The organism is Alcanivorax profundi (assembly GCF_003597125.1).
Taxonomy (GTDB): domain Bacteria; phylum Pseudomonadota; class Gammaproteobacteria; order Pseudomonadales; family Alcanivoracaceae; genus Alcanivorax; species Alcanivorax profundi.
Genome location: NZ_QYYA01000004.1, coordinates 86,577 through 106,009, shown reverse-complemented (window position 1 = coordinate 106,009; position 19,433 = coordinate 86,577). Strand labels below are relative to the sequence as shown.

Sequence of the window (19,433 nt, the reverse complement as noted above, 5' to 3'; positions counted from 1 at the left end):
ACGGTGTCAGCACCGAGGAATCGCCCCATGAATGAAGCTTACCGGCAAAGTTACTTGCAGGCCCTGGGGCTGACGCCTTGGGTGGCCCGTGCGCCACTACCCGGCGCCGCGCCGAGTCCGTGGCTGGAGTGGGAAGACGAGACCGAAGATTCTGCGCCCCCTGCGGCAACGCCGGCATCGTCTGATCCGGTGGACCCGGCCCCTGCGCACCAGCCCCCGACGCCTGCGGTGTCCTTGAAGGATTCCCTTCAAGAGGCCCCCAAACCGAAAGCGGTGGCGGCAACCGCTGACGCCCCTGCGCCCCAGAAACCGGTCCCTGTTCACGGCAAGGGGCTCACGTTCACGCTGGAAGCCCATCAGGGCACAGACACCTGGTTGCTGTGTGCCCAGGAAGATAGTCAGGCGCCCGGGCTCGGACGGTTTGAGGCTCCCTTGATGGCCAGTTTACTGGCCCTGTTCCAGGGGCGCCCCGGCCGTCCCCGTCGTTTTTACTGCCCGCTGACCGATCAGCCCATGCAGGCGGATGAAGCGGCCCAGGCGCTGGCGGCTTTTATTGCCGGGCTTTCGGCGCAAGCAGGGGGGAGTCGTGTGCTGATGCTGTTACCCGAGTCGCTCAATCAGGCGCTGTTTTCGCAACCGCGCTACCAGGCTTTTGATCTGGGTGGGCGCAAGGCTCTGGTAGTGAGTTCGCTCAGCGAAATGCTGGAAGATCCCGCCACGCACAAGAAAGCCAGCTGGCAAGCGATGCAGGAACACGGATTTGACGGCACCTGAGCTTCCCCTCGGGCCGGAGGTCATCCGCGCCATGGAACGGGACGACCTGGACGCGGTGCTGGCCATTGAAGAGGCCAGCCAGCTTACCCCCTGGAGCCGCAGCCACTTCCGGGACTGCCTGGATAATGCCAACTATTTGTGTCAGGTCGTGACGATCGGCGATGAGCTGGTCGCGTTTCTGATCCTGTCGCGTATTCTCGATGAAACCCATGTACTCAACATCGTGGTTGCCCCGCGTTGGCTACGGCGCGGCATTGCCCGGCGGTTGCTGGTACAGGCTATGGATGCTGCCTGCAGTGATGCCATGACGGTGATGTACCTGGAGGTGCGCGAAAGCAACGTCAGCGCCCAGGCGCTGTATCGTTCGCTGGGTTTCGAGATAACGGGGATCCGCAAGAACTACTACCGCAAGGGGGATGGTCATGAGCATGCGGTGTTGATGCAATGTCTGCTGGGAGGCGGGCATAAATGACAGTTGCAAGAGACGAGTAACGAGTGGCGAAAAGCAATACCCGTGGCATTTGGTTTTCGAAACTCGAAACTCGCCGTTGTCTTTATTCCACCACTTTCCAGCCCTTTTCGGTTTCCCGGAAGGTCAGTACACGTTTTTCCTCAAAGGTATCGCCTGCCTGAAAATTGCCATACTCCACCCGCAGGGCGCTGAGTGCCATGATCATGGCGAAGCGGTCCATGCCTGACAGGCTTTCGTCAGCTTTCACCTGGTTGGCATAGTCCGAGAGACTCTCCCGAGCTTCCAGTTCGTAGCTCACCTCAATGGTGTAGAGGCCGTTGCCATCTTCGTAGCCGTTGTGCTTTTCCAGCGAGGCAATCTCCAGCAGCTCGGCAAGGTGGGCGTTTTCCAGTTCTGCTTCCAGTACCTTGCGGGCTTCGCCGGTGTCTGGAGTCTGGCTGCAGGCAGCGAGCAGCAACGCCAGGGAAAGCAGGCAGGAAAGTCGGGCAACAAGGTTCATGGCAGGGGTCCATCAGCAAAATGAAAGTCTCACTCTAGCACTGCCTGCGAGGAGTCCCAATCCGGTAGCACCGGAAAAGCGTAAAAGCTGGACAGGCTGTCACAAATTGCCAACCATGGCAGCACTGACTGGATGGATCCAAGGGAGAATACGCGTGTCTGAAACGCTTTTTCGCCGCCTGTTGATCATGGTGGCCCTGATCTTTTGTGGCGCACTTCTGGTGCTGGCGGGCCCGCCCTTGCTGGAGAACCCGGATATCATTGGGGCTTTTGCTGCCGGCTTCGTGAATCCCTTTGCGGCTGGCTATGCCACGGATGTGATCCTTTGCTGGGTGATTCTGGCCATCTGGGTGCTGTTTGAGCGCCAGCGCTACCAGATTCGCGGGGGCTGGCTGGCCCTTGTACTGGGGATCGTGCCCGGTGTGGCGGTGGGTTTCGCGCTGTACCTGCTGATGCGCCAGCGTCAGCTGAAAGGCTCAGGCATCGTCTGATCGCGCTGCGACAGGGGCGCAAGGCTGCTATACTCGCGCCCTCGAAATTGCCAGTCAGAGACCCGCTTCATGAGCCTGCAAGACCAGGTGGCCAAGCGCCGCACCTTCGCGATCATTTCGCACCCGGACGCCGGTAAGACCACCATTACCGAAAAACTGCTGCTGTACGGAAACCTGATCCAGAGCGCAGGTACCGTGAAGGGCAAGAAGTCCGGCAAGCACGCCACCTCTGACTGGATGGAGATGGAGAAGGAGCGGGGCATTTCCGTGACGACCTCGGTCATGCAGTTCCCTTACAAGGGCGCCACCGTCAACCTGCTGGATACCCCCGGGCACGCCGACTTCTCGGAAGATACCTACCGAACCCTTACCGCCGTGGATTCCGCCTTGATGGTGATCGATGCCGCCAAGGGGGTAGAAGAGCGAACCGTCAAACTGATGGAAGTCTGTCGTTTGCGGGATACGCCGATTCTTACCTTTATCAACAAGCTCGACCGGGATGTCCGTGACGGTATCGAGGTGCTGGATGAAATCGAGGACGTGCTCAATATCGAGTGCGCGCCGATCACCTGGCCCATCGGCATGGGCAAAAGTTTCAAGGGGGTCTACAACCTGCTGCGCGACACCACGGTGTTGTACAAAACCGGGCAGGGCCACACCGTGCAGGACGTGCGCGAGATCCAGGGACTGAACAATCCCGAGCTGGATGCTGCAGTAGGCGCTGATTACGCCGAAGAGCTGCGCGATACCCTTGAGCTGGTGCAGGGCGCCAGCCACGAATTCGATCTGGAACGCTTCCTGGCAGGCAAACTGACACCGGTCTTTTTTGGTACTGCACTGGGTAACTTCGGTGTCGACCATATGCTCGATGGCCTGGTGGAATGGGCGCCGCCGCCCCAGCCCCGGGATGCGACCTCCCGGACGGTAGAGGCTGCCGAAGAGAAAATGACCGGTTTCGTGTTCAAGATTCAGGCGAACATGGACCCCAAGCACCGAGACCGGGTGGCCTTTATGCGCATCTGTTCCGGCAAGTACAAAAAGGGCATCAAGCTCAAGCAGGTGCGCACGGGTAAAGATGTACGTATTGCCGATGCGCTGACCTTTCTGGCGGGCGAGCGTGACAATGTGGAAGAGGCGTTTTCCGGTGACATCATTGGCCTGCATAACCACGGCACGATCCAGATTGGCGACACCTTCACTGAAGGCGAAGATCTGAACTTCACCGGGATTCCCCACTTCGCACCGGAGCTGTTTCAGCGCGTGGTGCTCAATGATCCGCTCAAAAGCAAGCAGCTGCATAAGGGGCTTACCCAGCTGGCCGAAGAAGGCGCGACCCAGGTGTTCTTCCCGCTGCGCAATAACGACGTGATTCTGGGAGCGGTGGGAACACTGCAGTTTGATGTGGTCGCCGCCCGTCTGAAAGGGGAGTACGGTGTTGACTGTCGCTATGAGCCGGTGAGTGTGGCCACCGCCCGTTGGGTGGAAGCGGACAGTGAGCGAGAGATGGCTGCGTTTGAACGCAAGGCCCATGATAATCTGGCCCGTGACGGTGCCGGCCACCTGACCTATCTGGCCCCGACCCGGGTCAACCTGCAGCTGGCGCAAGAGCGGCATCCGGATATCTTGTTCCGTGAGACGCGGGAAATCTGAGAAGGCAGTTAACAGTTAACAGTTAACAGCGAAAACCGAAGAACCTGACCCTGCTAAACATGGCCGTTTTACTACGGGTCGGGCAATGGAACCTGCATTGAACGAGGTGGACATGGACGTTGATACCGCTCGCCAATATCTCCTCGGCAAGCCCGAAGCGATGGAAGACTATCCTTTCGGGCCTGATGTGGCGGTGATGAAGGTGCGGGGCAAGATGTTTGCCACCCTGGGTGAAGAGCAGGGAGAAGGGCGCATGAACCTCAAGTGCGACCCGGACCAGGCGCTGGCACTGCGTGATATTTTTGCAGCGGTGTTGCCGGGTTATCACATGAACAAGAAGCACTGGAACACCGTCAGGCTGGACGGTTCTATCCCGGTGGGCGAGATCGAAAGAATGATAGATCACTCCTATGCGCTGGTGGTGAAAGGCCTGACCAAAAAGGTCCGGGAAGGCATGGAAGTACGGCATGGCCGCGACGCCTTGTATGGCGTGCAGAATGGAGAGGACGCATGATGGCGGTCATCATTGGTGGACTGATTGTGATCTGGCTGGGGCTGACGATGGCCGCCGCCATGCTGCGCTGGCTGGGTATCGAGTTGCATTATCTGGCGCGCATCATCGCCCCGCTATTGCTGGCCGCCATGGAAACCGCGATGTTCCTGCTCGCGATTCCCGGTACCGAGCGCCTCCCGCTGGCGTGGCACTGGCCGATGACGGGTGGCCTGATCGCTGCCGCCTGGCTTGTGAATGGCGCGGTCAGTGGGTTGTATTGGTTCCAGCAGAGGCCCCCAAAAAACGAGGCGGTTTCCGAATAGTCTCAGTGTCAGTTGATCAGGGTGGTGGCGAGCAGCAACATCAGCCCCATACCGAGGATGTCGGTGAAGGTGGTCAGGAAGATGCTGCTGGCGGTGGCCGGGTCTGCGCCGAAGCGTTTCAGCGTCAAGGGGACCAGCACCCCGAACAAGCCACTACCGATACAGGCCCCCGTCATGGCCACGATAATGACAACCCCCAGCATCACCGGTTGCGTGGCGCCAGTGGCCAGTGCGTAGAGTGTCATGGCAATGCCGGCGACCGCCCCGGAAAGCACGCCGTTGAGTGCGCCGAGCAGGATTTCCTTTCGCAATAACCGGTGTACCGGGTAGTCGCGTAACTTACCGAGAGTGAGCCCTCGCAATGTGATGGCCATGGCCTGGCATCCGGTGTTGCCACTCTGGCCTGCCAGTACCGGCAGGAACACGGCCAACGCGACAATACGGGTGATGGTGTCTTCGAACAGCCCGACCACAAACGCCGCGGCAAAGGCCGTTAACAGATTGACCTGCAACCAGGGATGACGCATGCGAAAGGCGGAGAGTATCGGGGTATTGATCTGCTCTTCTCTCGCCACACCAACCTGAGCGCCTGCCTGGCCGCTGATCTCGGCGGCGATACGTTCGTAGAGTTTCCAGCTTCTGACAATGCCGATCAGCGTGCCGTCAGCATCCACCACCGGATAGCACGGATAGTGGCGGCTGAGCACTTCGGAAATGGCGTCCCGGATCGGCGTGTCCAGCGCAAAGGCGAACGGTTCAGCGATCATGATGTCTGCCAGGGTCTGGGCAGGCTTGGCGAGAATCAGATCCCGCATCACGACCACCCCGACCAGCGTTTGGTTGTCTGTCACGTAAATGTAGGTGATGTCGGCGATGTCCTTGGTTTTCACCAGAAACGCCAATGCTTCTGCGGCAGTGCTCTCGGGGGGCAGGATGGCGGGGGCCGGGGTCATCAGCTCGCTGATGCTTTTCTCGACCCCGGAAATGGCGGCATGGGTATCGCGAATGCGGCGGGGCTGATTGTCGAGGAGGTGGGCCGCCACGGAGGCGGCCTTCTCTGCGGGAAGTTGGCCGAGAACGGCCTGAATGTCGTCGCTTTCCAGTCGGGCCAGGAGCTGTGCGCCTTGCTCATCACTGGTCTCGCGAAGGGTTGCTGCAAGCGTGTCTGGATCTGGAACCGTCATGTCGGACTCCCTGTCGCAACCTGATCTGGTCATTCCAGTGTATGCCTTTCCGGCAAGGGGTGCCTGTTTTTCAGAGGCTCCCTAGAAACTACTGATACCGGTGAATTCCATGACCCGGTAGAGCCAGTATGTCCAAAGACGCTCATCCGCATAGGTCGCATAGTCGGTACTGTGCGTTTCACCGCGACGGTTTTCCCAGCGTCGGGCAAAGGTATCCGTCGCCTTGACCATGACTGAGTGTGTGACAGGGGCGGTGAGTCTGACGCTGGTTTCCAGATTCAGGTTATCCAGATTGCGGCGGGTGAAGTTGGCCGAGCCAAGGATCAGCTCTGCGTGCTCCGCGTTGCGCCACATCAACATCTTGGTATGGCACTGTTCGCCTTGGGTATTGCACCAGCGCAGCGGGATTCCAGCTTCGTGCAACTCGGCCCCCACGGGGCGATTCGGGATGCCGTTCTTTTCACGACCAAAGGCATCCTTGTTTGGGTCAAGCAATACCCGTACCTGGACGCCGCGTTGGTGCGCATCTTTGAGGGCCTCAATCAGCGGACGGTGGGACAGATAAAAGACAGACACTTCCAGCGCGTCACCGTCTTTGCTGCGGGCGATAGTGTCCAGCAAGGCGTCGCGGATGGCCGCCTCGGTGAGGACCTCCAGCGTGGTGTTGTGATCAATCGCTGGTGTGGGCTGAATGGCGGGCCGGGGAGGAAGGGTAATGCCCGCCAGTTCGGCAATTTTCCATTCGCTGTGTGCCACGGCGCCTACAGAGGAGCCACTGAAGCGCAGGGCGATGTTGCTGTGCGCGCTGCTGCCATCGTGGGGATTGGCGCTGGTGACCAGCGCGGTCCAGTCGCTGCCTTCGTCGACAACCAGGGTTTTGCGGTGGTTGGCCTTGAAGTTGGGAAGGGCCAGATAGCTGCGCAGGGTTACCTTGCCATCCCCCATGGGGTTGGGAAGCCATCCCCCATCGATATCATTGCCAAGCCACTGACAGCACAGGCGCCACAAACCAGACCAGCCCGGGTTGGAATCACGCAGTGCTGGCAGCGGGGTCATCACAACGGTCACCCCGGCGTGTTTCAGTTGTTCCAGAGACGTGCTGCGCAGTCCGCCGTAAAGGGTATTGAGGGGGTCGGTGATCAGAACCACTGGCACTTGTTGCTCACGCTTGGCCAGTAACGCGTCAGTGAGTTCCCGGGACAGGGCGCGGTGATTGTCGTCGTCGGCGCCTTTGAAATCGTTGAACAGGAACATGTCCACGAGCACCAGCCGTTGTGCCTGGTCGATCAGACGGAAGATGTCGTCAAAAATGGCCTGGCGCATGCCGCGCTGTCCGTCAGGCGTTTCCCAGGTGTCGTCGACCAGCAAGGCAAGGTTATGGGCCGGCAGGGGCCCATCATGCAGGGTCAGCCCGCCGGGTAGCGGCTTATACCGGTGCCAGAGGGCGGTGGCGGCAATGACCGCGATCAGCGCCAGCAGCGCGAGTTTGATTTTTGTCATGCCGGCACTTTAGGGCGGTGCGGGGTTGGCAGCAAGATCTTGGGACCCTCTGAATCACTCCTTGCGTACTCAGCGCGGCCTGGAGTGTGCAGCAGATGTGCGCTCCAGCCTGAAAGGCTGAGCATGCGAGGCGTTATTCAGAGGCTCCCTTGTTCTGCAGAGCCTCAGCGGTCCAGCTGAAACTCCCTTAGCCCGGCATCGTCATCAAAGGCCATGGCATCACCGCCGGCCAGTTGTACGGCGTCACGTGTGAGGCTGACCTGTTCATCCCCCATGACGCCCTCGTTGAACTTGTACACGGGGGCGGGGGCTTCTGTCAGGCAATGGTGACGGTAAGCCGCCTTGCTGGCCAGGGTGGTGTCTCTGGCGCTTTGCCAGGCGCTCATGGCCTTGTTGCCATGGCGCTGACGGAGCATGGCTTCGGTGACCGAGCCAGACAGGGCCACGGCGGTGGCGTTGTTGCCACCAAACCCCTTGGAATTGATCAGACTGGCCTGCAGGTCATCCTGCTGCTGATGCTCCAGACAGAAGTTCAGGTGCTGGCGGTGCACGTCGTCGGCGATATGATCGATGGTACGAATACCCGGGAGGATGCCGTGGGCGAAGCTGCCCAGTGTCGCCGCCAGCTGGTCGCCCCCGGCGCTGCCCAGCGAGTGCCCCACATAGGATTTGATGCCGACAATGGGCCAGTTTTCGATACCGAAGGCGGCCGCAGTACGATCCAGAATGACCGACTCTGTTACCCGGTTCTGCGGGGTGCCGGTGCCGTGGGCATGCACAAAACTGTGTTGCTGCAGGCCCCGCTCGCCGATCAGTTGGCGGGTGAGGGCGGCGGCCTTGCCCATGGTCAGGTAATTGCCCACACCGGGAGCGGAGATGGATTTCTTGGCCCCGTCAGCGTGGATAAACACATCCGGCACTGCGCCAAGAATATCTGCGCCGAGTTCCAGAGCGAGGGTATCGTCCATCAGTACAGTGAACTGGGCGGACTCGGCCATGGTAAAACCGCAGTTGGCGGAGAACGGGCGGCAGGCACGACGCACATCCGCCTGGCTGGCGCCATCCAGTGCGGCCAGATCCTGGTCTTCTGCCAGCGCGCCCATGGCACGGTAGCCTTCCATGATTTCTGCCACCAGCGGGGCTTCGCTGGTGCCCACGATGGCCACCCGGCACTTGCCGCTGCGAATGGCCTGTACCCCTTTTTCCAGATTGTAGAGGAAGGTGGCACAGGCTCCGAGCATGCCGCCGGTGGTGCCCACCGAATGCAGCACATAGGCATTGAGGAAATCGGCGGTCATCTCTCCCAGCCCCAATGGCACCTGTTTGGAGGTAATGCGGTGGCCATTGGGAGGGAAACGCATCACGCCACCCAATCCATAGTCGTCCATTTGCGACATGGCGTTGCTGGCGTATACCGCGATCTGGTCCGGCCGAACCTTGCTGGCCACGGCGGCCCAGTCCATCCCCAGATCCCCCAGCGCGTCGCTGATCCCGAAGATCGCCATTTGCAGGGCTCGGGGGTGGCTGCGTGACGCATACAGGGCACCGGGATCGAAGCCATCAGGGAGCTGACCCGCGGCGCTGACCCGGCGGGGGGCATCGTGGGGCACATTCAGGTTCAGTCCCGCAGGCAGGGTGACCTTGCTGCGACGCTTGTCGATAGGGGTGACCTGCCAGCCTGCGGGTAGCGGGTCAGGCAGATCCATGTTGCGCATTTCCAGGGTAACGGGAATGTCGCTGGTGCCGCTGATGGCGGCATGAAGGCGGTGCTCTGCGGGCAGAGCACGAATCAGGGTGTTGGCAAGTTGGGCGTCCGGGGTCTGTCCGGTCAGGCGAGCCAAGCTGGTCAGGGTCTCCTGTCGGGCCGATTCCGCGAGGGCGTCGATGACCAGGCGCTGGTAACCAAAATGCAGCGCGCTGCGACCTGCGGCATTGATGCCGCCCATGGCGGTAATAACGGGTAATGCGGACATGAGGCTCCCGGGGACTGTACCAAGCCCAAAATGGTGACTAGCCGGTCAGGGTACAGGTGAAAGGGGGCTTTGCGTATACGCCGGGTGGCCAATTTGGCCTTTAAAGTGCAACAGAGTTTTAAAGTGAAAGCGGATGTTTCGAGGTGGGAGAGTGGAACCGGGGAAGAAACTGAGCAACAAAAAACGGGGCCAGCAAGGCCCCGTTTTGTATGGCCGGTGGCAGTGTTACACCAGCTCAATGGCCACGGCGGTGGCTTCACCGCCACCGATGCACAGGCTGGCCACACCGCGTTTGCCGCCAGTGCGTTTCAGCGCGTGAATCAGGGTAAGGATAATGCGTGAACCGGTAGAACCCACCGGGTGGCCCAAAGCGCAGGCGCCACCGTGGATGTTTACCTTTTCATGGGGAATGCCCAGGTCGATCATCGGCATCATGGCAACCATGGCGAAGGCTTCGTTGATCTCGAACAGATCCACGTCGTCCACGCTCCAGCCCGCTTTCTTCATGACCGCTTCGGTGGCCCCGATAGGGGCAATGGTGAATTCGCTGGGGTGCTTGCTGTTGGTGGCATGGGCGAGGATGCGGGCCAGTGGCTGCAGGCCACGGTCGTTGGCCACAGACTCGCGTGCCAGCACCAGTGCTGATGCACCATCGGAGATGGAGCTGGCGTTGGCTGCGGTTACCGTGCCGTCTTTGGCGAAGGCCGGACGCAGGGTCGGGATCTTTTCGATGTTGGCGTTGCCGGGTTGTTCATCGGTATCCACCACCACTTCACCCTTGCGGGTTTTCACGGTGACCGGAACGATCTCGTCCTTGAACCAGCCGTTATCGATGGCGGCCTGGGCGCGTTTCAGGGACTCGATGGCGTAGTTGTCCATGTCTTCGCGGGAGATGCTGCGCTTGTCTGCCACTTCCTGGGCGAAGGAGCCCATCAGTCGGCCGGTTTCGGCATCTTCCAGACCGTCCAGGAACATGTGGTCATAGACCTGACCGTGTCCCATGCGCATGCCGCTGCGAGCCTTGTCCAGCACGTAGGGGGCATTGGTCATGGATTCCATGCCACCGGAGACAACGATGTCGTTGGTGCCAGCCTTGATGGAGTCGTAGGCGAACATGGTGGCTTTCATGCCAGAGCCACACAGCTTGTTGATGGTGGTGGCGCCGACATTATCGGGCAGGCCAGCCTGACGCATGGCCTGACGGGCGGGGCCTTGCTTGAGGCCGGCAGGCAGCACACAGCCCATGATCACTTCCTGCACGTCTTCCGGTTTCAGGCCGGCACGAGCCACGGCTTCACGGATAGAGGCGGCACCCAGTTCAGGGGCGCTGACTGCAGACAGGGAGCCCTGGAAACCACCCATGGCGGTACGGGCACCATTTACAATGACGATTGCATCATCAGACATGCTTTTCTCCTGCCAAAGTTCACTGGCGTGATAGGTATCGTGAAAATTGGGGCGCATTGTACTTGAAACAAGGAAGGGGCGCCCCATGTCACAAGGACCTGCCGGTCACAGCCAGTTGCAGATGAGATTCATACTCTTTTGCAGCAAGGGTAAAACCCTGTAATTACAGGGTTTACGCTGGAGATAGTGGCCCGTAGCTTGTTATGATCCTGTCTCCATGGATTGACGCAGAATCCATGGAGACAGGATTTATCAGCCGCTGACTGCAGCGATGCGTTGTCAGCGGAGAATTCCACCCCGGCCGTGTGCGCGGCCGGGAAACACCGTCAGGGGAAATGACTATGGCTTTTGAACTACCGCCGCTGCCGTTCGAGAAGAACGCACTGGAACCGCATATCTCTGCCGAGACTCTCGAGTTTCACCACGGCAAGCACCACAACGCTTACGTGACCAAGCTCAACGAAATGGTTGCCGGTACCGACAACGAAGGCAAATCCCTGGAAGACATCATCAAGAGCGCGCAAGGCGGTCTGTTTAACCAGGCTGCCCAGGTATGGAACCACACTTTTTACTGGAACAGCCTGAGCCCGAACGGCGGTGGCGCTCCCGCTGGCGATCTGGGTGCTGCGATCGACAAGGCATTCGGTTCTTTTGACGAGTTCAAAAGCCAGTTCAATGCCAAGGCGACCGGCAACTTCGGCTCCGGCTGGACCTGGCTGGTGAAGAACAGCGATGGCAGCCTGGAAATCGTCAACACTGACGACGCCGACACCCCCATTGCGCACGGCAAGGGCCAGACCCCGCTGTTCACCGTGGACGTGTGGGAGCACGCCTACTACGTGGATTACCGCAATGCCCGTCCCAAGTACCTGGAATCCATCTGGAACCTGATCAACTGGGACTTTGCCGCGGAAAACTTCGCTGCATAAGTTGGACTGAGATAAACGGTGTTCTTCCTTCGGGCACCGCTCAGGAAACTAAAAGGGCCGCTTTGCGGTCCTTTTTGTATCTGTCTGGCGACGGTTGGGTAACTCTGATAGCGTCACCAGCACTCCGCAGCCGCTGAGAGTCCCTGATTACGCATGCCGTAATCCCTGATCGGGACTTTCTGGTAAGGCGGCCAGTACAACAACAAAGGTGCGATATGCGTTTTTTGACAGCCATTTTCCTGTTCGCCGTAATGAGCGTTTCCCCGGTCTGGAGTGCCGATGATTCCACTCCGCCCGCGACCGAGAAAAGCGATGCCCAGAAAGACATGGATGCTCTGGCTCAGGCGGGTATTCGACAGGCTCTGGAGGCCATCGCCAAGTCGGGCGGCATGTACCCTTTCGGCCTGATCAGTGTTGATGGCAATTTGCAGGTAGTGGGGTATTCCGGTGCAAAAGAAGAGGCCCCGGACCCGGAAGACTGGGCCAAGGGGTTGTTCATGAAGTTGCGTCAGATTGGCAATGAGCAGCCGGAAGTGAACATGATGTCGATCTATCGCCTTCATGAAATCGAAAACGATGAGGGCGAAAAGGTGGTTGGCGTCTGGGCAGAAGTCGATCACCGTGAAGTGCGTCCCTGGGTGATCTTTATCCCACTGCTTGAGAATGAAGATGGCAAGCATGAAATTGGCGAGGCTATCTACTACGCGACAGACCAGCCTCTGTTCGAGAAGCGTGGGGAGTAAGAATCGTGGTTTCCCGAGCGACAGCGTCGACAGTATAGGCGTTGTCTGTGAAGTATGATTGCGCCCCTGGGGCGTTGGATGATTAGGATACAAGGCATCAGGCATGACACGAGATCGTGAAGTCAATCTGGGTGATCTGGACGATATTTCCGTTGATGAACCGGTACGCCCGGGCAAGCCCGTCGCAGCGGCGCCCTCAACGGGCAAGCCCGCCGATAGGGGGAATGGTTCGGGGAAAGCGAAAGCCAAGCCTGCCCCTCAAAAGCCAGCACCGACCGGTGGGGGCGGTTGGATGGCAGCTTGTCTGGTTCTGGTCGTGCTGATTGCGGTGCTTGCAGTATGGTTTCACCGGCAGGTGGGTGTGCTTCAGGCCCAGTTGGACAATCGGCTGACAGAGTCCAGTGAGCAACTCGGTAACCTGCAGTCGCGTCTTTCCGCGACGGATGAGAGCCTTAATCAGTCCTCCGGGAAATTGCAGGACCTGGTGAGGGCACATAGCAAGGCGCTGGAAGATAACCGAACAGAAATTCGCAAGCTCTGGGACCTCAGCAACAAGCGCAACAAGGCGGACATCGCCGAGCAGGGCAAAAAGCTTTCCGCGTTGGGGAGCTCGGTGGAGTCGGTGAAGAAAGCCCAGGCAGGGGTCGATGGCAAGATCAAGGGCCTGAATCAGGAGGCTGCCACGCTGAAAAAGCAGGTAGAGAGTGCAGTGTCCGCGGTCAATAAGAGCAGTCAGCAATGGCAGACCCAGATCAGCCAGATGCAGACTCAGCTGGATGTACTGGTCGAAAATATTGGGCAGCTCGAGCGACAGCAGCAAAACGTGAAGACCGCACTGGCCAAGTTGGAAAAGGCGCAAGGTAGCCTCACGGCACTGGACGCCAGAGTAGATGATACCGAGGCTGCGGTAGCAGCGTTCGATGCGTACCGCTTGCAGGTGAATAGTCGCTTGGACAAGCTGGAAGGCCGTTAAAACGCCTTCCAGGGGGGAGGGAGAGGGTTGCGTTGTGTCCCTTTCCCAATAAAAAAACACAAGAAAGGGCATGTGGCCATGGCCAGACTGCCAGAAACGAAAGAGCGCAGGTTACAGGGACTCAATCAGGATGTATTGGCTGTTCCTGTTCCTGCGCCGGCGAGTGATAACGCCCCGATTCCTCTCGGAGTGCACAAGAAAAACACACCTGTCAGGGTATCGGATAGCGGCCGCTCAGGAGTGGTTTGGTTTTCCCTTGCCCTGGCGCTTGCTGCTGCGACGGTTGCGGTGACCCAGTGGTTCATCAACCAGGACACACGTCAGGAGCTGAGCGACCTTCGTCAGGAGTTTTACCAGCTTGCTTCCGCACAAACGGCATCGGTTGCTCCCCCTCAGTCTCCAAGCGCTGAAAAGGGGAGCAGCGTTGGCGTTTCAGATCTTGCCCGGCTCCGTGAAGATTTCCGTGAGCTGAACAGCAAGGTGCGAGCAATGACGGTTTCGCTGGCGAAGATGGGAAACCAGAGTGAAGAAAATGCAGCCTTGGCCAAGCGCCTGGACGGGATGGATAAAAGTCTTGGTGCCCTTTCTGGCCGTTTGACGGCACTGGCCAATCGCCAGAGTCAAGACGCACCGGTTGTTCAGCAGGTGGCTACGCCCAGCCTGGATAGTCAGCAAGTGTCGGCCCTGTCGGCCAAGGTTAACAAGATCGACAAGGACCTGCAGGCACTCTACCGCATCCTTCAGGGAGGCTAGTGCACGGCGGAAGTTTTTCGCTGGGCCCTCTGGCAATTGCGCTTTGCCCTGTTAGAATAGCCGCCCATTGCGCCAGTGGTGGAATTGGTAGACACGCCAGATTTAGGTTCTGGTGCCGAGAGGTGTGGGGGTTCAACTCCCTCCTGGCGCACCATCTCAGAAAAAGGCCGTAGCAGCTTGCTGTTACGGCCTTTTTCGTTTTCGGGTGCCTTCCCGGCCTCCCTTGAGCCGTCTGTGATGGAGCGTTTCCATGGCGGGTTTGAAATCCGCCCTTGGCAGGCGTAGAACCAGAGGTCTGGTGGAGGTGATATGCGTGACTCGAACAATAACGACCGAGAGCCACACAAGGTTCGCAAGATCGAGAAGGAAAAGTGGCTGCTGTTTAGTCTGGTTGCGATGGCTGTCGGGGCAATTGTGCTAGGCGTTATGGCCCATTCAGAAGGACAGCTGGCACGGGGAGCGCTGGAGCAAATCCAGCGCTCGCTCAGTGATGCCGTTGAGCAACTGTAGCTGGCGACGCTAAAGCGCGGCTCGCACGGTGGCCGGCGTGCTGGCTATGGCGGTGGCCAGCACCTGTTTGCGGCGGCTAGGGTCCATCATGTTGTAACCAAACGCTTTCAGGTCTTCTGCCTGGGGTTCGATCCGGATCACCCGCTTACCCGCTTTTTCCAGTGCGGCCACTTCCCGGTCCACAATGCTTGTCATGTAACGCCGCACCCGTCGTTCGATACGCTCGAACGGGTGCCACGGCTTGTCGGGTTGGCGGGACGCCATGGGGGCGAGGATGACGACCTCCTCCACGGCAGCGTCTACCAGCATATCGGCGGAGGTGGGGGAAGCGACGCCGCCGTCAATGTAGGTACGGCCATCCACGGTGACCGGTGGGCACCAGCAAGGCACCCCATAGGAGGCGCATACGGCATCGTCGATACGTACGCTGGGGGCGCCGCCTTTACCGAACGGAATGCGCCGGCCGCTGGTGGTATCCACGGCCATGATCCAGGTGGCGGGGTGGCTGACCCAGGGGTTGCCATTGGCCGCACCGTTGACCAGCTTGCGGAAGGCCTGCATGTCGAATTGACCGGCGGGCATCAGGCCACACAGGGCGGTTAGGGCGGATACTTCACCCCGCAGCCCTTTGCGGATCAGTTGTTTGCCGGTCAGGCGGGCGCCGGGCAGGGGCGGCAGGGCGCCTCCGGTATCGGTGTCGTGATTCCAGTGGCATGTATCGCTGGTCCCTTGCTGACAGGCCAGCAGCTGATCGACGCTGATGCCGCTGCCTAGCAGGGAGGCAATGACGGCTCCGGCGGAGGTGCCGATAAGAATGTCTGCGTCACGGCAGTCCCAGCCCAGTTGTTGTTCCAGTTGATGTAGGGCGGCAATGCTCCAGGCGCCGCCGGCAACACCGCCGCAGCCGATCACCAGAGCGCGGCGAGGGGAGGTCGGGTTGGCCATGATCAAAATACCTGTTCGGTGGCGGGTTGCTGATGGTAGCTGTCGGCATCAAAGTGGTTGAGCAGCCGTTGCATTTCCAGGGTGCTCCAGGGGAAGCCGACACTGTTGAATCCGTTCTTGTCCAGGTAGTAACTGGAGCAGCCACCGGTGTTCCAGACGGTGCCTTGCAGATCCTTTTGTACCTTCAGGTTATAGCGTTGTTGAACCTCTTCTTTCACCTCGATACGTGCCAGTTGCTTCTCGCGCATGGTGGTGAGGCTGCTGACGATATAGCGAATTTGCGCTTCGATAACGATAAAGGCCGAGTTGTGGCCGATGCCCAGATTGGGGCCCAGTACCATGAAGGCGTTGGGTAAACCGGCAATGGTGGTGCCGCGATAGGCCTGCATGCCGTCCCGCCACATGTCACTGAGAGAGTCGCCGGCATCGTTGAAAATGTGGTCGGCGATGGGCGGCTCGGTAACGAAGAATCCGGTGCCCAGAATGATGGTGTCGACTTCGCATTCGCTGCCGTCGTGGCCAACCAGGGTATTGCCCCGCACTTCTTTCAGTCCGGTGTGAAAGACATCCACGTTGGGCTGGTTCAGGGCGGGATAGTAGTTGTTGCTGAGCAGGACCCGCTTGCATCCCAGCGTGTAGTCGGGGGTGAGTTTGGCGCGCAGTTCAGGGTCTTTGATCGCGACCTTGAGATGGGCGAGGCCCAGCTTCTGGATCTGGCGAAGCATGGCCGGGCGCCGGAAACCGATGCCGAATGTTTCAAAGCCCCCATAGAGCATCTTGCGCCAGGCATTGAGGGTGAAGGGGAGGCGGAAGAAGTTCTCCTCCACTTTGGGAATGCTGTGATCCGGTTTGGGGAGCACCCATTGCGGCGTACGCTGGAACAGGGTGAGTTGTTGCACCTTGGGCTGAATCTCCGGCACAAACTGGATCGCGGAAGCGCCGGTACCAATTACGGCGACGCGCTCCCCCGTCAGATCGTGCTGGTGATCCCAGCGTGAGGAATGGAACAGCTTGCCGGTAAAGGAGTCGAGGCCCGGGATGTCCGGGATCACCGGTTCGTGCAGATACCCGGAGCAGGCCACCACAGTGCGCGCCAGGTACAGGGTATCGGCGGTTTGGACCTCCCACAGGTTGCGCTCCTCACGCCACTGCGCCCGCTCCACCCCTTGGTTGAAACGGATGTAGGAAGGCACGCCGTAACGCTGGGCAGTGTCACGGACATAATCAAGAATTTCGGCCTGGCCGGCAAAGGCTCGGGTCCAGTCCGGTTTCTGGGCGAAGGAGTAGGAATAAAGCGCGGACGGCACATCGCAGGCGCACCCGGGGTAAGTATTGTCGCGCCAGGTACCGCCAAGATCGGCGGCTTTTTCCAGAATGACCACGTTGGTGATTCCGGCTTCCTGTAGCTTGATGGCAAGGCCGATACCGCTGATGCCGGCACCGACAATCAGCACATCGTGAACGGGTGTGTTGGCATGTTGAGTCATGGTCATTCCGTTTATTGGTTAGGCTGTGGACTGAAGAAGTCCATGGCTTTGTTGGTGAGGTTCAGGTTGGCCACCTGCTTGGCCAGGCTGTAGATGTCCGGGTAAATCACCCGTGCGCCCCCGGTGCGAAACGCACGGTAGATGCGATCGGCAAGCACGTCCGGTTTGCCGGTAGGAATAAAGCGCGATACCGGCCCCCGTTTCACCTGACTGCGGGCATGGCTTTCCAGCCCGGAATAGATCGGGCCGGGGTAGACGGTGACCACATTGACGCCCTGTTTTTTCAGATCCAGGCGGGCGATTTCCGATGCCAGACCGATGCCCGCCTTGGCCCCGCCGTAATAGCTGCAACCGCGAATGGGTACGCGCCCGGCCATACTGGACACGTTGATCACGCAGCCATGGCGGTACTCGATCATGTGGGGCAAGGCCAGATCCATGAGCCGCATGGGGGCGGTAAAGTTGATGTCGATCAGGCGTTTGCCCCGCTCCCAGCCAGTGCCAGTGAGCGTCATGATGTCCATGATGCCTGCGCAATTGACCAGCACATCCACCGGCCCGCGACGGTCTACCAGCGACTGCCACCACTCAGCCAAGGCGTCGATATCCGTCAAATCACAGATTTCGGCACAGGCATCATGCTGACGGGCGACGGGCTCCAGTGCGTCCGGGTTCAGGTCCACCAGGGTCAGGCTGGCATCAGGGTGCTGTTGGCGAAAACGGGCGGCCAGTTGCGCGCCAATGGCGCCAGCACCACCGGTGATCAGAATATGGGTTGGGTTCATTGGGCTGCGTCTCTGTGCTGGTTGTCGGGGGTGTTGTGGTTGGCGATGGCGAACCAGCAGGCATCCCGTGCCCGCTTCAGGTCGTCGTCATCCAGAGTGAGGTAGTTGAGCCGCTCTGCCTTGAAGACGCCGACGAAGGCTCCCCAGAACAGGGCGATGGCCAGGTCCGGCTTCAGGTGCTCACCCAGTAGACCGTTGCGCTGCCCGACGATGACCATCATGCCAAGCGGGATCAGCAGCGCCTGTTCCTGGCTGCGACTATGGGGGGTCAGGTAGCTGTGGTGATCCTGCATTTCCAGAAACTGGAAGCTCTCGGGGTCTTGCCGGGCAAAGGTGGTAAGGCGGGCCCAGAGCGTATCGAACAGGGCGCGGCTGGGGTTAAGCAGGTCCAGGTCGCTAAGCAGGTGATCCTGCAGGCGCTGTTTGGCATCGCAGAATACCGCGTTGATTAGTGCTTCCTTACTGTCGAAATAGCGGTACAGCGTCCCGACCCCGACCCCGGCTTCTGCCGCAATCGGGGGAACAGGGGTGCCGTGCAGGCCTGACTCGGCAAAAACCTTGAGCGCCGCGCGCAGGATGGTGTCCCGTTTCTGGGCTTCCCGGCGACTTGCCGGTGTGGCGGTGGCTACAGCTGTCATGGTGGCCTCTCATTCAGAAATGAATGTTCATTCCGTAAATGTGCCATTGATCAATGGTGTTGTTTAGGGGGGTAAAGAGTCAGATTGGGACAAATGCGGGGCAAGCTTCCAGCGACAAGCGGCAACGCGGGTTGGTGATGGGTCATCGGGGGGCGCCGTGCCCGCGATGAACCAATAAAGGGGCCCTATGAGTGCGAGCACGTCCTGTCAGCCACGCTGAGCATGCAAGGGGGCATTCAAAGGCTCCCTAGATTAGCCCCTTCTCCCGGGCCGCGTGCTCGGTGAGTTCGGCGACCAAACGGACCGGGCGTGCATAGGAGCGGTCGTAGTGGGCCTGGGACAAGGCATGACACTCAAGGCTGATTTGCTCGTAGAGCTGGCGGGGGGGAATGTCTTTGGCGCTGGCCAGAGGCTGAAGCCCGAAGCGGTCGTAGGGGATGGTCTGGCGGCCAGCGGCCTTGAGCAGCTCCGGGATCCAGCCCTGGGGGGATAGTTGGGGCTGGTAACGCAGATTCTGGAAATCCATTTGTTCGGCCAGCAGGGTGGCGTTGTGCACGATAAAGTAGTTATCCACCACTTGGGTGAGCAGTAGATCCAGACGCTTCCAGACGATGGTCTTCTGCTCGTCTGTGTAGGCATTCCAGTTCACCACTTCGTGGCTGAAGCGACGGCAGCCACGGCAAACCGTATCACCAAAGACGGTGGAACAGACGCCAATACAGGGGGTACGAATACGATTTACTGCCATGGAGAAAGCCTACCAGAATTCCCGTTGCTGGGGAGTGGCCAGTGATCCGTTCGTGCAGATTTTGCGCATACCCCGGGTCGCCCTGTCTTGAGCAGGGCGGGCAAATCGGCCATAGTTAGCCGGTCCCGCAGGGGATTATCGTGCAGGCAATAATAAA

Annotated in this window: 21 protein-coding genes and 1 tRNA gene; 12 read left to right on the top strand and 10 right to left on the bottom strand. The window is 59.6% G+C overall.

Translation table 11 applies throughout. From position 1 onward, the window contains the following. Positions 1 to 27 precede the first annotated feature (27 nt). On the top strand, positions 28 to 774 hold the full coding sequence (locus tag D4A39_RS13150) for a hypothetical protein (protein ID WP_119918327.1): 747 nt from the start codon (positions 28 to 30) through the stop codon (positions 772 to 774). After that, positions 761 to 1,246, top strand: a complete 486-nt coding sequence (rimI, locus tag D4A39_RS13145; protein WP_022986268.1) for a ribosomal protein S18-alanine N-acetyltransferase — start codon at positions 761 to 763, stop codon at positions 1,244 to 1,246. The genes D4A39_RS13150 and rimI overlap by 14 nt, the downstream gene beginning before the upstream one ends. Before the next feature lie 82 nt (positions 1,247 to 1,328). Here the strand turns inward: rimI and D4A39_RS13140 are convergent, their stop codons facing one another. Beyond that, positions 1,329 to 1,745 carry a hypothetical protein gene (locus D4A39_RS13140; RefSeq protein WP_022986269.1) on the bottom strand — a complete coding sequence of 139 codons (417 nt, stop codon included), beginning with the start codon at positions 1,743 to 1,745 and terminating at the stop codon, positions 1,329 to 1,331. Between the two features lie 154 nt (positions 1,746 to 1,899). Here D4A39_RS13140 and D4A39_RS13135 point away from each other — a divergent pair, with 154 nt between their 5' ends. The 4 genes from D4A39_RS13135 (at position 1,900) to D4A39_RS13120 (ending at position 4,701) form a co-directional block, all read left to right on the top strand. Further along, positions 1,900 to 2,235: a DUF2834 domain-containing protein gene (locus tag D4A39_RS13135; RefSeq protein ID WP_022986270.1), complete on the top strand. Its 336-nt coding sequence runs from the start codon at positions 1,900 to 1,902 to the stop codon at positions 2,233 to 2,235. Positions 2,236 to 2,304: 69 nt separating this feature from the next. Further along, positions 2,305 to 3,885, top strand: coding sequence for a peptide chain release factor 3 (gene prfC, locus D4A39_RS13130; RefSeq protein WP_102792121.1), 1,581 nt, complete (start codon positions 2,305 to 2,307; stop codon positions 3,883 to 3,885). A 112-nt stretch (positions 3,886 to 3,997) separates the two neighbouring features. Continuing rightward, positions 3,998 to 4,399 (top strand): MmcQ/YjbR family DNA-binding protein, encoded by a 402-nt coding sequence (locus D4A39_RS13125; protein WP_031226859.1) that lies wholly within the window; start codon positions 3,998 to 4,000, stop codon positions 4,397 to 4,399. Further along, a complete protein-coding gene (locus D4A39_RS13120) occupies positions 4,396 to 4,701 on the top strand; it encodes a hypothetical protein (protein WP_022986273.1) in 306 nt (101 codons plus the stop codon). Before D4A39_RS13125 ends, D4A39_RS13120 begins: the two co-directional genes overlap by 4 nt. Before the next feature lie 8 nt (positions 4,702 to 4,709). Here D4A39_RS13120 and D4A39_RS13115 read toward each other — a convergent pair whose 3' ends face one another. The 4 genes from D4A39_RS13115 to D4A39_RS13100 all read right to left on the bottom strand — a co-directional run bounded on the left by D4A39_RS13115 (position 4,710) and on the right by D4A39_RS13100 (position 10,765). Continuing rightward, positions 4,710 to 5,885 carry a magnesium transporter gene (locus D4A39_RS13115; protein WP_022986274.1) on the bottom strand — a complete coding sequence of 392 codons (1,176 nt, stop codon included), beginning with the start codon at positions 5,883 to 5,885 and terminating at the stop codon, positions 4,710 to 4,712. 81 nt (positions 5,886 to 5,966) lie between these two features. Beyond that, positions 5,967 to 7,385, bottom strand: a complete 1,419-nt coding sequence (locus D4A39_RS13110) for a phospholipase D family protein (protein WP_119918325.1) — start codon at positions 7,383 to 7,385, stop codon at positions 5,967 to 5,969. Positions 7,386 to 7,549: 164 nt separating this feature from the next. After that, positions 7,550 to 9,358 carry a beta-ketoacyl synthase gene (locus D4A39_RS13105; RefSeq protein WP_119918322.1) on the bottom strand — a complete coding sequence of 603 codons (1,809 nt, stop codon included), beginning with the start codon at positions 9,356 to 9,358 and terminating at the stop codon, positions 7,550 to 7,552. 225 nt (positions 9,359 to 9,583) lie between these two features. Beyond that, positions 9,584 to 10,765 (bottom strand): acetyl-CoA C-acyltransferase, encoded by a 1,182-nt coding sequence (locus D4A39_RS13100; RefSeq protein ID WP_022986277.1) that lies wholly within the window; start codon positions 10,763 to 10,765, stop codon positions 9,584 to 9,586. Between the two features lie 341 nt (positions 10,766 to 11,106). Between D4A39_RS13100 and D4A39_RS13095 the strand changes: the two genes are divergently transcribed. The 6 genes from D4A39_RS13095 to D4A39_RS13070 all read left to right on the top strand — a co-directional run bounded on the left by D4A39_RS13095 (position 11,107) and on the right by D4A39_RS13070 (position 14,673). Further along, positions 11,107 to 11,694 (top strand): superoxide dismutase, encoded by a 588-nt coding sequence (locus D4A39_RS13095; RefSeq protein ID WP_022986278.1) that lies wholly within the window; start codon positions 11,107 to 11,109, stop codon positions 11,692 to 11,694. Between the two features lie 215 nt (positions 11,695 to 11,909). Beyond that, entirely contained in the window at positions 11,910 to 12,437 is a 528-nt protein-coding gene (locus tag D4A39_RS13090; protein ID WP_119918320.1) for a hypothetical protein, read from the top strand. A gap of 103 nt (positions 12,438 to 12,540) precedes the next feature. Further along, the gene (locus D4A39_RS13085) at positions 12,541 to 13,410 is read left to right on the top strand and encodes a hypothetical protein (protein ID WP_022986280.1); all 870 of its coding nucleotides are present in this window, start codon (positions 12,541 to 12,543) and stop codon (positions 13,408 to 13,410) included. A gap of 78 nt (positions 13,411 to 13,488) precedes the next feature. Then, a complete protein-coding gene (locus D4A39_RS13080) occupies positions 13,489 to 14,163 on the top strand; it encodes a hypothetical protein (RefSeq protein WP_147393924.1) in 675 nt (224 codons plus the stop codon). 69 nt (positions 14,164 to 14,232) lie between these two features. Beyond that, positions 14,233 to 14,317 (top strand) — tRNA-Leu (locus D4A39_RS13075). Between the two features lie 155 nt (positions 14,318 to 14,472). Continuing rightward, positions 14,473 to 14,673, top strand: a complete 201-nt coding sequence (locus D4A39_RS13070; RefSeq protein ID WP_022986282.1) for a hypothetical protein — start codon at positions 14,473 to 14,475, stop codon at positions 14,671 to 14,673. A 9-nt stretch (positions 14,674 to 14,682) separates the two neighbouring features. Here the strand turns inward: D4A39_RS13070 and D4A39_RS13065 are convergent, their stop codons facing one another. The 5 genes from D4A39_RS13065 to D4A39_RS13045 form a co-directional block, all read right to left on the bottom strand. Then, positions 14,683 to 15,618, bottom strand: coding sequence for a patatin-like phospholipase family protein (locus tag D4A39_RS13065; RefSeq protein WP_102792131.1), 936 nt, complete (start codon positions 15,616 to 15,618; stop codon positions 14,683 to 14,685). A gap of 2 nt (positions 15,619 to 15,620) precedes the next feature. Then, positions 15,621 to 17,105 (bottom strand): flavin-containing monooxygenase, encoded by a 1,485-nt coding sequence (locus D4A39_RS13060; protein WP_022986284.1) that lies wholly within the window; start codon positions 17,103 to 17,105, stop codon positions 15,621 to 15,623. A gap of 11 nt (positions 17,106 to 17,116) precedes the next feature. Beyond that, positions 17,117 to 17,890, bottom strand: coding sequence for an SDR family NAD(P)-dependent oxidoreductase (locus D4A39_RS13055; protein ID WP_119918318.1), 774 nt, complete (start codon positions 17,888 to 17,890; stop codon positions 17,117 to 17,119). Beyond that, a complete protein-coding gene (locus D4A39_RS13050; RefSeq protein WP_022986286.1) occupies positions 17,887 to 18,528 on the bottom strand; it encodes a TetR/AcrR family transcriptional regulator in 642 nt (213 codons plus the stop codon). Before D4A39_RS13050 ends, D4A39_RS13055 begins: the two co-directional genes overlap by 4 nt. Positions 18,529 to 18,775: 247 nt before the next feature. Continuing rightward, positions 18,776 to 19,276, bottom strand: coding sequence for a DUF1289 domain-containing protein (locus D4A39_RS13045; protein ID WP_022986287.1), 501 nt, complete (start codon positions 19,274 to 19,276; stop codon positions 18,776 to 18,778). Positions 19,277 to 19,433: the final 157 nt, after the last annotated feature.

What these genes read in the sequence shown, in the direction of transcription:
- D4A39_RS13100 (WP_022986277.1), bottom strand. Translation starts at nt 10,765, where the DNA reads ATGTCTGATGATGCAATCGTCATTGTAAATGGTGCCCGTACCGCCATG.
- D4A39_RS13070 (WP_022986282.1), top strand. Translation starts at nt 14,473, where the DNA reads ATGCGTGACTCGAACAATAACGACCGAGAGCCACACAAGGTTCGCAAG.
- D4A39_RS13095 (WP_022986278.1), top strand. Translation starts at nt 11,107, where the DNA reads ATGGCTTTTGAACTACCGCCGCTGCCGTTCGAGAAGAACGCACTGGAA.
- D4A39_RS13140 (WP_022986269.1), bottom strand. Translation starts at nt 1,745, where the DNA reads ATGAACCTTGTTGCCCGACTTTCCTGCCTGCTTTCCCTGGCGTTGCTG.
- D4A39_RS13045 (WP_022986287.1), bottom strand. Translation starts at nt 19,276, where the DNA reads ATGGCAGTAAATCGTATTCGTACCCCCTGTATTGGCGTCTGTTCCACC.
- D4A39_RS13050 (WP_022986286.1), bottom strand. Translation starts at nt 18,528, where the DNA reads ATGACAGCTGTAGCCACCGCCACACCGGCAAGTCGCCGGGAAGCCCAG.
- D4A39_RS13085 (WP_022986280.1), top strand. Translation starts at nt 12,541, where the DNA reads ATGACACGAGATCGTGAAGTCAATCTGGGTGATCTGGACGATATTTCC.
- D4A39_RS13120 (WP_022986273.1), top strand. Translation starts at nt 4,396, where the DNA reads ATGATGGCGGTCATCATTGGTGGACTGATTGTGATCTGGCTGGGGCTG.
- prfC (WP_102792121.1), top strand. Translation starts at nt 2,305, where the DNA reads ATGAGCCTGCAAGACCAGGTGGCCAAGCGCCGCACCTTCGCGATCATT.
- D4A39_RS13110 (WP_119918325.1), bottom strand. Translation starts at nt 7,385, where the DNA reads ATGACAAAAATCAAACTCGCGCTGCTGGCGCTGATCGCGGTCATTGCC.
- D4A39_RS13115 (WP_022986274.1), bottom strand. Translation starts at nt 5,885, where the DNA reads ATGACGGTTCCAGATCCAGACACGCTTGCAGCAACCCTTCGCGAGACC.
- D4A39_RS13060 (WP_022986284.1), bottom strand. Translation starts at nt 17,105, where the DNA reads ATGACTCAACATGCCAACACACCCGTTCACGATGTGCTGATTGTCGGT.
- D4A39_RS13105 (WP_119918322.1), bottom strand. Translation starts at nt 9,358, where the DNA reads ATGTCCGCATTACCCGTTATTACCGCCATGGGCGGCATCAATGCCGCA.
- D4A39_RS13125 (WP_031226859.1), top strand. Translation starts at nt 3,998, where the DNA reads ATGGACGTTGATACCGCTCGCCAATATCTCCTCGGCAAGCCCGAAGCG.
- D4A39_RS13055 (WP_119918318.1), bottom strand. Translation starts at nt 17,890, where the DNA reads ATGAACCCAACCCATATTCTGATCACCGGTGGTGCTGGCGCCATTGGC.
- D4A39_RS13080 (WP_147393924.1), top strand. Translation starts at nt 13,489, where the DNA reads ATGGCCAGACTGCCAGAAACGAAAGAGCGCAGGTTACAGGGACTCAAT.
- D4A39_RS13090 (WP_119918320.1), top strand. Translation starts at nt 11,910, where the DNA reads ATGCGTTTTTTGACAGCCATTTTCCTGTTCGCCGTAATGAGCGTTTCC.
- D4A39_RS13150 (WP_119918327.1), top strand. Translation starts at nt 28, where the DNA reads ATGAATGAAGCTTACCGGCAAAGTTACTTGCAGGCCCTGGGGCTGACG.
- D4A39_RS13065 (WP_102792131.1), bottom strand. Translation starts at nt 15,618, where the DNA reads ATGGCCAACCCGACCTCCCCTCGCCGCGCTCTGGTGATCGGCTGCGGC.